Raw genomic sequence first — 13,088 nt, 5'->3', positions numbered from 1 at the left:
TATAATCAAACCCTTTAAAAACCTAAGAAACTTGATTATAAACACTTATCAATTATTCCCTATTTTCAATACTTTTATAAGCCGCAATAACTTTCTTAACAAGCTTATGACGAATAACATCTTTATCGTCTAAATAGATAATACCAATACCCTCTACATTTTTTAAAACCAGTAAGGCTTCTTTTAATCCTGAAATTGTACGGCGTGGTAAATCAACCTGACCTGGATCTCCGGTTAATAAGAACTTCGCATTCTTTCCCATTCGGGTTAGGAACATTTTCATCTGGGCATGCGTGGTGTTTTGTCCTTCATCTAAAATAACAAAAGCATTATCTAAGGTACGCCCTCTCATAAAAGCTAAGGGTGCAATTTGAATAACTCCTTTCTCTATATAACTATCTAATTTTTCAGCCGGAATCATATCGCGTAAGGCATCGTATAAAGGTTGCATATACGGATCTAATTTCTCCTTCAAATCTCCTGGTAAAAACCCAAGATTTTCTCCAGCCTCTACAGCAGGACGTGTTAGAATGATACGTTTTACTTCCTTTTTCTTTAGAGCTTCTACGGCTAAGGCCACCCCTGTATAGGTTTTACCTGTTCCGGCAGGGCCAATAGCAAAGACCATATCATTTTTACGCATACTGTCTACCAATTTGCGTTGGTTTGCCGTTTGGGCTTTAATTAATTTGCCCCCAACACCATGGACCAACACTTCTCCACTACGAGATGTGGTTTCGTAATCTGCGGTGCTGTCACTGGTTAATACGCGCTCAATAACATTTTCGTCGAGTTTATTATACTTGCCAAAATGTTGCATAAGCATGGTCATTCTTTGGTCAAATTGTTCAAGTAAATCCTCATCGCCATACGCTTTAAGTTTATTGCCGCGGGCTACAATTTTAAGTTTAGGAAAATACTTTTTTAACAGCTCAATATTAGCATTTTGAGCTCCGAAAAATTCTTTAGGAGATATTTCTTCGAGTTCTAGGATAAGTTCATTCAAAAGCGAGCTTTATTTAGTGCGTTAATATGTTTTCTTTTATTAATTTTGTAATTCTGTTGTATACAAACAAATTTAACTATTTTACAACCACAAATCTTAAAAAAATATCAACAAATCAATCTATGGCGATAATCACTTTAACGACTGATTTTGGATATAAAGATCATTTTACTAGTGCCATAAAGGGAGCTATTTATAGTGAACTTGATGAAATAAATATTGTAGATATTTCGCATTCTGTATCGCCTTTTAATATTTGTGAAGCCGCGTATATTATTCAGAATGCGTACAGCAGTTTCCCTAAAGGAACTATACATTTAATTGGTATAGATTCTGAGTTAAGCCCTGATAATAAGCATATTGCACTAAAATTAGACGATCATTACTTTATCTGTGCCAACAATGGGATTATGAGTATGATTTGCAATGAGATAGCCCCAGATAAGATTGTTGAAATTAACATTCATGACAAGGTTGAAACCAGCTTCCCGGTCTTAGATATTTTTGTAAAAGTCGCTTGTCATATTGCACGTGGTGGAACCTTAGATGTTATAGGAAAAGTTATTAACACTATAAAACCCATTAAAAATTTAAACCCATTTGTTAATGATGAACATAATCAAATTATTGGCAGTGTAATCTATATTGATAATTATGGAAATGTGGTGACTAATATTAAGCGCAAATTTTTTGAGAATATTCAAAAAGGGCGTCCTTACATCGTTTATGCACGCAACCACAAGTTTAAAGAAATTCTGAATAAATATAGTGACATTATAAATTATGACGATGAAGAATCCGTACGCAGTGTAGAAGGAAAAGCTATGGTGGTATTTAACTCTTCGCAGTATATTGAAATTGCCATTTATAAAAGCAACAACAGCACCGTTGGTAGTGCTTCTACGCTAATGGGTCTAAAAACCAAAGATACAGTAACAATTAACTTTTTAAACGCTTAAGCTTTGTTAGTAAGAATTGTAAAAATGAGTTTTGAACCTTCTAATATTGAAGAATTCTTGACTAATTTTGATCAGGTAAAAGATAAAATAAGACATTTTGAAGGTTGTAATTTTTTAGAACTGTATCGCGATAAGCAGCAGCCTCATATCTTTTTCACCTATAGTTACTGGGATTCTGAAATGCATCTCAATCAGTACCGGCACTCAGATCTATTTAAAGGGGTTTGGTCTAAAACTAAGCCTTTATTTAATGCTAAACCCGAAGCTTGGAGTGTAGACAAAGTCGCTTCGCTTACGTGAGTTGTGAGCTGTGAGCTGTGAGCTGTGAGCTGTGAGCTGTGAGCTGTGAGTAAATTAATATGTACGAATTCAAAAAAAAATTAAAGAATAGATGATTGCCATTTTAAAAAAAGAAATAAACACCTTTTTCGCTTCACCAATAGGCTATTTGGTTATTGGGGTGTTTTTATTACTCAACGGCCTTTTTCTTTGGGTGTTTAAAGGCGAGTTTAATATTTTTAATTACGGACAAGCCAGTCTATCTTCCTTTTTTTTATTGGCACCATGGATTCTAATTTTCTTAGTTCCGGCTGTAACGATGCGAAGTTTTAGTGATGAAAAAAAGCAAGGAACTTTAGAGCTCTTGGTCACAAAACCTATTTCGCATTTTCAAATTGTACTGGGCAAATATTTTGGAGCTTTTGTTTTGATACTTATGGCCCTCCTGCCTACTCTACTGTATGTATATACCGTGTCTTCTTTAGGAAATCCTGAAGCCAACCTAGATATGGGGAGCACCATTGGATCTTATTTTGGTCTTTTATTTTTAGTAGGCACTTATACCGCTATTGGCGTGTTTGCCTCTACGCTATCAGACAATCAAATTGTGGCCTTTATCATTGCTATTTTTATTTGCTTCTTTTTCTATTTCGGATTTGAAGGCTTATCAAATTATCACATTTTGGGCGACCTTATATATTTAGAAAACTTAGGAATGGCCGCGCATTACAACAGTATGAGTCGTGGCGTTATAGATACCCGAGATTTGGTCTACTTTATAAGTATTGCTATCGCCTTTTTATTATTCACCAAACTTAGAATTCAAAAACAGTAAAATGATTATCACACCTTTATTTGTCGTCTTTTTAATAATTGTTTTTGTACTCTTATTTCTATTTTTAAACACTGTAGATAAGCGAAAATGGTTAACCATACTCATCAGTTTGGTATTAACACCATTTGCCTATTTCTTTGTATTCTATCCGTTTATTAATATTTTAAGCAATCACCATCATCAGAAGTATTTTAATAGTACCGCTTGGATTGAAGATCCTAATCTGCGTTACGAGATGATTGATAACACCATTACTTCAGACACCTTAATTGGCCTTTCAAAAGAAAAAGTAAAAGCCCTTTTAGGCCCAGAAGAATGGTTAACCTGGGATGATGCCGCCAAAGCCCATAACACCAATAAATGGAATTACGGTTTAGGCATAGAACCTGGTGCCTTTACGGAGCACAAAGAATGCGTAGAAATCACCTTTAAAGACGAAAAAGTCGTAGCCCTTAAACCTTACCAAGAGCTAATAACCTTTGAGAAGCAAGACGATGAAAAAAAATAAAACCAGCCTATATATTTTAGCCATACTTGTTGGATTAGTTCTTGTTAACCTACTCTCTAGCACGGTATTTAAACGTTTCGATTTAACTAAAGACCAACGCTATACCTTATCTGAAAATTCAAAAACACTCATTTCAGATTTAGATTCGCCTTTAATTATTGATGTGTTTTTAGAAGGTGACTTTCCTTCGGAATTTAGATTGCTTCAAACCGAAGTAAGACAAATTATAGAGGAGTTTCAGCTTCAAACCGATCAAATTTTCATAAACTATATTAATCCTATTGAAGATGAAACAACCCGTGAGCGCAATATTGAAGAACTTACCAAATCAGGATTAGAGCCCTATATCAACACAGACAATAGCACCGGAAAAGTAACCCAAGATATTATTTTCCCTTGGGCATTTGCAAGCTACAAAGGAGAAACGGTAAAAATTCCACTTTTAAAACGTAGTATTACTCAGGGCTTACAAGAACAAATTAATAATTCCGTACAAGCTTTAGAATACGCTTTTGCTGATGGCTTTAATAAATTGGTAAATGCTAAATCTAAGAAAATTGCCATTTTAAAAGGGAATGGTGAGTTAGACGATATTTATATGGCAGATTTTCTAACCACTGTAAAACCTTATTACAATTTAGCACCATTTACTTTAGATAGTGTGGCCAATAACCCACAAGGGACTTTAGATAAATTAAAAGATTACGACTTAATTGTTGTGGCAAAACCTAGTGTTCCTTTTTCTGAAAATGAAAAATTAGTTTTAGACCAATACACCATGAATGGTGGTAAAAGTTTATGGTTAACGGAAGCCGTGGCTATGGACAAAGACAGTCTTTATAATGCGGCAGGACGTGGAGTTTCTATTATGCGAGATCTTCACCTCAATGATTTTTTCTTTCAATATGGAGTAAGAGTCAATCCTACCTTAGTCAAGGATCTTTACTCGGCACCTATTATGCTGTCTATTGGCGAAGGAAGTCAGGCGCAGATGCAACCTATACAATGGCAATATTCGCCATTAGCCGCGTCTAACCCTAACCATGCCATTACTAAAAATTTAAACTTGGTTAAGTTTGATTTTGCAAGTCCTATTGACACTTTAAAAAACAGTATTAAAAAATCGATTTTATTACAAAGCTCACCAAAATCGAAATTAGAAGGTGCCCCAACAACTATTTCATTAGATGCCGTAACGCAATCTCCAGATGAGGCCAGTTATAATCAAGGTCCTCAAAATTTAGCTGTACTCTTAGAAGGCGAATTTACATCGGTGTACAACCAACGGGTGTTACCCTTTAAGGTCAAGGATTTTAAAACTCAAAGTAATGCCACTAAAATGGTGGTTATTTCTGATGGTGATGTTGTAAAAAATGAAGTTTTAAGAAACCGACCTCAACAATTAGGTTTCGATCAGCTCACCGGAAAATCATTCGGAAACAAAGAATTTCTGCTAAATACGGTGAATTACCTTTTAGACGATTCTGGACTTATAAACATAAGATCTAAAGAAATTAACGTTGCCTTTTTAGATGCAGACAAAATAAAAGAAGAAAAATCGAAATGGCAATTTATTAATATCGCTTTGCCTCTCATTGTTTTAGGGCTGTTTGGCTTTCTCTTTAATTATTTACGAAAACGTAAATACACTGCGTAATAGACCGCAATAGTTTGGTGATAAAACCATATAAAGCGACCTATTTTGTTAATAAGTTTGTTTTATAAAACCCTTCTATTGAGATATATTTGTAAGACCAATTAAAAGTATAAAACACATCTATTCAGCATGAAATTTATTGTTTCAAGTACCTATTTATTAAAACAGCTTCAAGTATTAGGAGGTGTTATTAATAACAGTAATACACTACCAATTTTAGATAACTTCTTATTTGAACTGAGCCAATCAAAACTAACGATTTCGGCTAGTGATTTAGAAACTACAATGTCTGCAACAATTGATGTTGAAAGTGATTCTGAAGGTAGTATTGCTTTACCAGCTAGATTACTATTAGATACCTTAAAGACGTTTCCAGAACAACCTTTAACCTTTGTTGTTGAAGACAATAATACGGTGGAAATCAGTTCTAACCATGGTAAGTATGCCCTAGCTTATGCTGATGGTGCAGAGTTTCCAAATGCGGTTTCTATAGAAGATGCGAGTACAACAACAATTATGGGCGATATTTTAGCCACAGCAATTAGTAAAACTATTTTTGCTGCTGGTAATGACGACTTAAGACCTGTAATGAGTGGTGTATTCTTTCAGTTTTCGCAAGATAGCTTAACGTTTGTGGCTACAGACGCTCACAAATTAGTAAAATATACACGTGCTGATGTAACGGCTACAGAATCAGCTGAATTTATTATGCCTAAAAAACCTTTAAACCTTTTAAAAGGAATTTTAGCAGGAAGTGATGATGACGTGCTTGTAGAGTATAACGACTCTAATGCAAAATTTACCTTTGAAAATTCAGTACTAATCTGTCGTTTAATTGATGGAAAATACCCTAACTACGAAGCGGTAATCCCAAAAGAGAACCCTAATAAATTAGTTATAGACCGTACACAGTTTTTAAATTCTGTACGTCGTGTTAGTATTTTCTCTAACAAAACAACACACCAAATTAGACTTAAAATTGCAGGTGCAGAATTAAATATTTCTGCTGAAGATATTGATTACTCTAATAAAGCTGAAGAGCGTTTAAGTTGTGACTACCAAGGTGATGATATGCAAATTGGGTTTAACTCACGTTTCTTAACGGAAATGATTAATAACTTAAACTCTGATAACGTTCAGTTAGAAATGAGCTTACCAAACCGTGCCGGAATCTTAACGCCTATTGATGGTTTAGATGAAGGAGAACAAGTTACTATGTTGGTCATGCCAGTAATGCTAAATAGCTAGTATTTCAACTACGCCTTATATTTAATCATAAAAAAGCTCACTAATTTAGTGAGCTTTTTTATTTAGTCTAACCACTGTTAATCAAGACTATTATTGCTATAAATAAATGAACCTTTGTAATCTCCGGAAATTACAACTCCATCTGCTCGTGTAAACGTAAATGTTAAATTAATAGCCTCTACAGCGTAATCTATAACGGTAATACTACCATCAACGACTCTTAAATCTGAAGTTCCATCTCCTAAATAAAATTGACTCACGCCATTTTCAAAGTCGGCATCAATAAAATCACCATCAACAACAAACTCTAAACTTGAAATTTCTGATAAGTTGTAAGTTCTATTGGGTGTAAGATCCAACGCATTAATTCGAGCCGAAAACAAATCCACATTATTGATTGTCGTCCCATTAATAGCAGCTGTTATTTCTGCCTCAGTTTTATTGCTTACACTTAAATATACATACTGACCTATTGAAGCAGGTTCTACAATGGCTGTTTTCATTTCATAAACAGATGCCCCTACTGTAATATTGTTTTCGTTTTGAGAGCCTGAATTATCATCATCGGATGAACAAGACACACTTAAAATAACTAAGATTGCGAATGCAAAACGTTTTATATGTTTCATATATTAGAATTTTAAAAAGTTAGAAAAGGCCCACTTTTTACAATGGACCATTTCATATTAATATTAAAATATGGACTTATTTTTTAAGGAATTTTTGAGTTGCAGTATTGGTATTTGTTTGTAACTGCACCATATATAAACCACTTGGTAATTGCGATACATCAACACCATTTACTACCGAATTAGTTTCCTTTACTAATTGACCGTTTATGTTGAAAATAGCCAGACGTTCTATCTGTGCTCTTGTACTAATAAACAATCTGTCACTTGCAGGGTTTGGGTATAATTTCAATTTTGAAATAGAATTTTCATCCTCAAATCCTAAGGTAGAATTATACTCATAAGCACCTAAATCTATAGTGCTATTGAAAAATCTATCGTTCCCAAATAAATCAAAACTTGCAAAAATTGCTGTGTCATAATACGTATTATCTCCTTGATCTATGATATAATTTGAAGCTGATGTTGGTTTATAATCACTATCTAAATTTAAATTATCCGTTGATGGGTCTAATTGCGTAATATCTAAAGCGTTATAAGTCCCAGAAGTTGCAGCTGATGTAACCTGCGCTACAGCGTTGTAAACATTAATGGTTTGGCTATCACCTTCACTTGTTTTACTGTTTTCAATATCTACTGTACTGAATTGGTTTCCATTATATTTATTTTGCCAAAAAATACTATTTCTTGTTTCAAGACGAATCCATCCACTTCCACTTACATTAATAACGTGTTCAACGGAAGCATGGTTGTTAACGTTATTTACAATTGTAGCATTATTTAAATAGTGAACTATACTTCTGTTACCATTAGAAGCTGAACTTCTTCTAAACCAAATTGCACCAAAATCTGATTTATACGTATTATCTGTAAATAGAATATTTGACCAATGAGATGTTAATGCATCAGAATTTATAGCGCTATGTTCTACCAAAACAACACCATTATTACTAGCATTGTTGGTTATTGCTACATTCTCAACCACCAAGTCTCCAGAAAATTTTCTCCAATCTAATAGTAATCCTGCACTGTAATTTTCTGAAATCCATATATTTTTCAAAGTAAAATTGGTAACATTGGTATTAGTTGCGATAACAGGACTAGACCCAGAGGTATACGCATTCTGAAGTACAAAACCATCAAAAATGACATTATCATCTTCAAGACTTACTAATGTTGTGGCATTATCGGTTTTATTAGTTGTGAAATCACCTTCAATATCATCACCATTAATATCTCCAGAAATAATAGTAGCGTTATCCGTAAATACCTTCGTTAAATCTCGGTCTGCTAAGGTTAACTCAGTACCATCAAAACCACCATATATTTTTAAGTTTTCCAAATCTAATGTTAATACTGAAGCGGCTGTTGCTGGCGTATAAACACCACTAGTTACCCAAATTTCATCATTTAATAATGCATTATTTAATACATCTTCAATGCTAGTAAAAGCATCTGTCCAAGAGCTTCCATCATTATTTCCTGTGGCATTTGCATTAACATAATACACTGTAGGAATACAATTTTCACTATAGTTTGTGGTTGTATCTTTAGTCCATCCATTATCATACACACCTACTTGGTTTGGTGTATATCCTGAATCTATTTGTACACATGTTAAATCAGGATTATTATATACCTTCATATATACAAAATTAGAGTTATTACCATTAGCTACGTTTAAGCTAGTTAGCTGATTGTCATATATTAACAATTGATTTATTTGAGGATAAGCGCTAATATCAAAAGTTGTAAATTGGTTAAAAGCAGCGTGAATTCTAGTTAAACTAGGGTTATTGCTAATATCTAGGCTACTGATTGAATTATCTTGAAAATCTACAGCAGTAAGCATTGTGTTATTAGTAATATCTATACTTGTTAAGCTATTACTTGCCACAATTAATTCAGTTAATAAAGTATTATTAGAAACATCAATACTCGTTAAGTTATTATCGCTTGCTGTTAATGTATTTAAATTTGAATTCGCGGTAAGGATAATTGATGAGATGGCATTGTCATTAATATTTAAATCTGTTAAAGCTGTTAAATTAGTCACATCTACATTTGTTAAACTGTTATCACTACAATTTAAATCAATAAGGTTAGTATTTAAACTTACATTTAACGTAGGTAAGCTATTATCGCTACAATTTAAAACCTCAAGACCAGTTGCACCTTGAAGATTTAAATTTGAAATATTATTTGATCTCGTATTTAAAGTTGTTAAGGTCGCTAAATTTGAAACATCTAAACTCGTTAAACTATTGTCTTCGGCATCTAAAGTTACTAAAGAAGTCAACTGCACATTTAAATTGCTAATATTATTTTCTTTACAATTTAAATTGGTAAGACCTGTAATAGTTGACACATCTAAAGCCGTAATTGTATTATCACTACAATCTAATTCGGTTAGATTAATAAAAGCTTCAATTCCTGTTAAATCTGTAATTGCCAAACTACTTACATCTAATGCTCCTGTAACCGCCTGTGCTTCTTCAACAGATATTTCTTGATCATAATCTGTGTTAACTGCACTGTTAACTAAATAAGATTTAAAATTTGCATCTGGTATAGTTACGTAAGAAATACTTGAACTGCAATCTTCTACGACTCTAGTTTCTAGATCTCTAGTCCAACCCACATCATACAAGCCTACGTTAGCTGGTGGCACAGTTCCTGCATCTACTTGAATACAAGTAAGATTAGGGTTATTATAAGATTTCATGTATATAAAATAAGCATTGTTGCCATTAGCTAAATTTAATTCTACAAGCTGATTGTTTTGACAATGAACTTGATTTAATGTAGGAATGTTACTAACATCTAATTGGGTAATTTGGTTATCTGCACAATGTAATCGTGTTAAATTAGTGTTATTACTAACGTCTAAAGAGGTTAGGCTATTTGAATATACCTCTAATATGGTAATATTTACAAAGGCTTCAATTCCTGTTAAATCTGTAATTCCAAGTCCTGTTGCCGATATAGTTCCTGTAAAAGCTTCTGCTTCTTCCACAGAAATTTCTGAATCACTATTGGTGTTAATGGCTGCGTCTGCTAATAAATAGCTTTTAAAATTAGCGTCTGGAATGTTTACGTTTTGGGCCATCGCCGAAAACAAACCTAAACACAAGCAGGTTGTAAATAAGAGTAATTGTTTTTTCATTGTAGTTGAGTATTTTTTAAATTAATGGAATACAAAACAATTGCTATTCCCTAGATTACCAAGTTGTATTTTTCTGAAACTCCATTATTTTTTTCTGAATAAAAAAAGAGCCTACATTTCGTAAACTCTTTTAAAATATGAAAGCAAATATTTTTTAGATATTATTCTACGCAAGCTATATAATTACCATAAGGCGCCTTAATTGTGCCTCTATTTATACCATTGAAATAGGAATCTCCATACTGCCCTCCACCTGTATAATCTCGTCTTAAAATAAACTCATATAGCATACATTGTCCATCTGAATTTTTCTGAACAACTGCTCCTACAGCCCATTGGTATAAAGGCACTCCCGTATCTTTATGTTTTACAGTAGACCAAGTATTCGATGTAATATATTGATGCGTATTACTCATACTATGCTTACTGTAATACGAATCTAAACCTTTAACAGCAATGGCTTTTAAAGCTTCATCTTTATCTAAAGTACCAACGTCTGGCAGCTTAATATTTTTTCTTTTTTCTAACTCTTCTTCACTAATTTTTTTATCCTTCTGTTTAATAAGAGGCTTATCTAATTTATCCTTTATTTTTTTAAAAAATTGTGCATGTGAAGGCTGTGCTGCCCATATAAAGATTATAGTTAAAAATATAAATAGCTTTTTCATTTTTTAAAATGTATTAATTATTCCTTTATCGTTTTAATTGGCATTTTCACAGTTCATTTTTTGTCCGTAAGGCATTTGTCCGTGTATAATTCCACCAAACTCGGAATTCCCATAACCACTACCGTTATAATATTGCTTAATTAAAAAGCCTTGTAAATAGCAGTCGTTATTTTTATTTTTCTCTGTAAAAGCTCCTTTTATCCAACGGTACAAAATGTGACCTGTATATTTGTTTTTTACAACACTCCAGTCGTTAGATTCTATGTTCAATTTTAAAAGTTTAGCACCATCTTTTTCAATAGTTTTAGACACATTTTGTTTAGCAAAGCTTATTAATGATGCATTATTATTCATTGCTCCTGCTTTTGGCATTTTTATAGCATCCATCGTTGATTTTGCAGCGGCATCATAATTAGCTTTTAAGGTTGCTTCAAACTCTTGCACAATTGGTTTTGCTTTTTCTAGCCAGTCTACATGAAATTGTTGTTCGCCTTTACCAATCACGTTTAAAATGGTAATATCTTTTTGATGCATATACGATGGTACATTAAATGCGTGTCCCCCTTGGTGCGATGCTGCATATATGACAAAAACATCTTCTGCAATGAGCATACCTCTAACTAATATTGGCATACCAGTACCAAGCTCGAGAGTTTGTGATCGGTCTGCACCTACTTTGGTTGTAAACATTCCGGATACCAACTCATAACCAATATACCCTTCTGGTGACATGGCTTCTAATTCTGGTGTGGTTAAAAAACGTAACCATGCATAGTCTGGATCTTGTGCTGGTAATAAATCGACGTTATCCCCCATATCAGTCATTTGGCGTCTTAATTTTACACGATCTACACCAACTGCACTCATGCCTTTTGTCATTGCAAAAGGATACGACATATATAAAAATTCATCACTTACACTAGAAGCTGCTTTAGGCTTTTTAGCTTCAGCTTCTTTTTGTTTTTTCTCCAGATATTTTTGATAGTATAAATCTTGCTTCTCTTGGTCGTTAGGGTATTTTTTTGCTAATTCTGCTTTAAATTCTTCATCGGTATAGTCGGTTTTAGATGAATTTTGATTGGCTGTTGCTGTATTACCAACCATTCCGGTAGCATTTGTTGTTTGGGAAGATGCGCTAGTGTCTTCGTCTTTCATCAACTTCTTCTCAACTGCGGCTTTAGCTTTCCTTTTTAGCATTTTACCCAGTTGTGCATGTGTTGTAGTATAGCACATTGCTAAAACCAATAATAAAATTATTTTTTTCATAAGAATTGTGTTTAATAGACTTCAAAATAAGGTCCTAAACAGCCATTCTTAATTGGTTTTTTTCTAAAACTGAGGATTTTTTTTCTGAAAGAAATTCAAAGATTCTAAGGGAATCACATAAATGTTTCTTTGATGACTTCTAAAAACTGATCGCGTTTAGATTTTGAAATTGGAATGCGTTTTTGATTATTCATGAGTAGATAATCACCGTCGTCTTTCACCAATTCGTCTACATATTTTAAGTTAATTAAATACGAACGATGACATTTAAAAAACATGGTATTACGCTCTAATTGTTCTACAAAATGCTTTAACGGTTTACAAATGTTTTTTTGTTTGCCATCCATAAGCTGTACGTTGGTGTACATCCCATCAGCTTCAAAATAAACGATATCGTTGTGTGAGGCAAACATGATGCCTTTTGGAATTTCTAAAGCAATTTTATCCATAGACAATTGCTTTAACGAGTCGCGTAACCTGTTTAATTGATCATTAAGATTATTAGCTTTTATAGCCTCTTCTGCTTTGGTAACAGCATCTTTTAATTCGGTAGTATCTACAGGTTTTAACAAATAATCGACTGCAGATAATTTAAACGCTTCAATCGCATACTGATTATATGCAGTAACAAAAATGAGTTTAAAATCTACCTGATTAGGGAAGTATTCTAAAATATCTAATCCCGATTGATTAGGCATTTCAATATCTAAAAATACGACGTCTGGTTTTGTGTTTTTTATTAAATCTACACCTGTTGCTAAATCTTGTGCTTCATTAATACTTGTAATATTAGTGCAATGTTCTGTTAGCAAATTTGCCAGTAAATGTCTGGCGCGTTTTTCGTCGTCTATAATTATCGCTTTCATT

At 33.3% G+C, this 13,088-nt stretch carries 12 protein-coding genes; 6 read left to right on the top strand and 6 right to left on the bottom strand.

The annotated features are described in order from the left end of the window. Positions 1 to 52: 52 nt before the first annotated feature. Positions 53 to 1,006 carry a PhoH family protein gene (locus DFQ08_RS07465; protein ID WP_114309306.1) on the bottom strand — a complete coding sequence of 318 codons (954 nt, stop codon included), beginning with the start codon at positions 1,004 to 1,006 and terminating at the stop codon, positions 53 to 55. 122 nt (positions 1,007 to 1,128) lie between these two features. On the opposite strand from DFQ08_RS07465, the gene DFQ08_RS07460 reads away from it, so the two are divergent. The 6 genes from DFQ08_RS07460 to dnaN all read left to right on the top strand — a co-directional run bounded on the left by DFQ08_RS07460 (position 1,129) and on the right by dnaN (position 6,492). Continuing rightward, entirely contained in the window at positions 1,129 to 1,965 is an 837-nt protein-coding gene (locus tag DFQ08_RS07460) for an SAM hydrolase/SAM-dependent halogenase family protein (RefSeq protein ID WP_114309693.1), read from the top strand. A 3-nt stretch (positions 1,966 to 1,968) separates the two neighbouring features. Next, positions 1,969 to 2,265 carry a putative quinol monooxygenase gene (locus DFQ08_RS07455; RefSeq protein ID WP_114309303.1) on the top strand — a complete coding sequence of 99 codons (297 nt, stop codon included), beginning with the start codon at positions 1,969 to 1,971 and terminating at the stop codon, positions 2,263 to 2,265. A gap of 91 nt (positions 2,266 to 2,356) precedes the next feature. Beyond that, positions 2,357 to 3,079, top strand: coding sequence for a gliding motility-associated ABC transporter permease subunit GldF (gene gldF, locus DFQ08_RS07450; protein ID WP_114309300.1), 723 nt, complete (start codon positions 2,357 to 2,359; stop codon positions 3,077 to 3,079). 1 nt (position 3,080) lies between these two features. Then, positions 3,081 to 3,587 (top strand): hypothetical protein, encoded by a 507-nt coding sequence (locus DFQ08_RS07445; protein ID WP_114309295.1) that lies wholly within the window; start codon positions 3,081 to 3,083, stop codon positions 3,585 to 3,587. Continuing rightward, positions 3,574 to 5,244, top strand: coding sequence for a gliding motility-associated ABC transporter substrate-binding protein GldG (gldG, locus tag DFQ08_RS07440; RefSeq protein WP_114309293.1), 1,671 nt, complete (start codon positions 3,574 to 3,576; stop codon positions 5,242 to 5,244). The genes DFQ08_RS07445 and gldG overlap by 14 nt, the downstream gene beginning before the upstream one ends. A 129-nt stretch (positions 5,245 to 5,373) precedes the next feature. After that, positions 5,374 to 6,492, top strand: coding sequence for a DNA polymerase III subunit beta (dnaN, locus tag DFQ08_RS07435; RefSeq protein ID WP_114309290.1), 1,119 nt, complete (start codon positions 5,374 to 5,376; stop codon positions 6,490 to 6,492). Between the two features lie 77 nt (positions 6,493 to 6,569). Here dnaN and DFQ08_RS07430 read toward each other — a convergent pair whose 3' ends face one another. The 5 genes from DFQ08_RS07430 to DFQ08_RS07410 all read right to left on the bottom strand — a co-directional run bounded on the left by DFQ08_RS07430 (position 6,570) and on the right by DFQ08_RS07410 (position 13,087). Further along, a complete protein-coding gene (locus tag DFQ08_RS07430) occupies positions 6,570 to 7,121 on the bottom strand; it encodes a hypothetical protein (protein ID WP_114309287.1) in 552 nt (183 codons plus the stop codon). Positions 7,122 to 7,197: 76 nt separating this feature from the next. Then, the gene (locus DFQ08_RS07425) at positions 7,198 to 10,287 is read right to left on the bottom strand and encodes a T9SS type A sorting domain-containing protein (RefSeq protein ID WP_114309284.1); all 3,090 of its coding nucleotides are present in this window, start codon (positions 10,285 to 10,287) and stop codon (positions 7,198 to 7,200) included. A 161-nt stretch (positions 10,288 to 10,448) separates the two neighbouring features. Further along, positions 10,449 to 10,955, bottom strand: a complete 507-nt coding sequence (locus DFQ08_RS07420) for a hypothetical protein (RefSeq protein WP_114309281.1) — start codon at positions 10,953 to 10,955, stop codon at positions 10,449 to 10,451. Positions 10,956 to 10,988: 33 nt separating this feature from the next. Next, positions 10,989 to 12,221, bottom strand: a complete 1,233-nt coding sequence (locus tag DFQ08_RS07415; RefSeq protein ID WP_114309277.1) for a hypothetical protein — start codon at positions 12,219 to 12,221, stop codon at positions 10,989 to 10,991. Positions 12,222 to 12,334: 113 nt separating this feature from the next. After that, positions 12,335 to 13,087 (bottom strand): LytR/AlgR family response regulator transcription factor, encoded by a 753-nt coding sequence (locus DFQ08_RS07410; RefSeq protein WP_114309274.1) that lies wholly within the window; start codon positions 13,085 to 13,087, stop codon positions 12,335 to 12,337. Between the last annotated feature and the right edge of the window lies 1 nt (position 13,088).

Origin of the sequence: Winogradskyella arenosi, from assembly GCF_003337305.1 — a bacterium.
GTDB lineage: Bacteria > Bacteroidota > Bacteroidia > Flavobacteriales > Flavobacteriaceae > Winogradskyella > Winogradskyella arenosi.
This window is presented reverse-complemented; position numbering and strand designations above follow the sequence as displayed.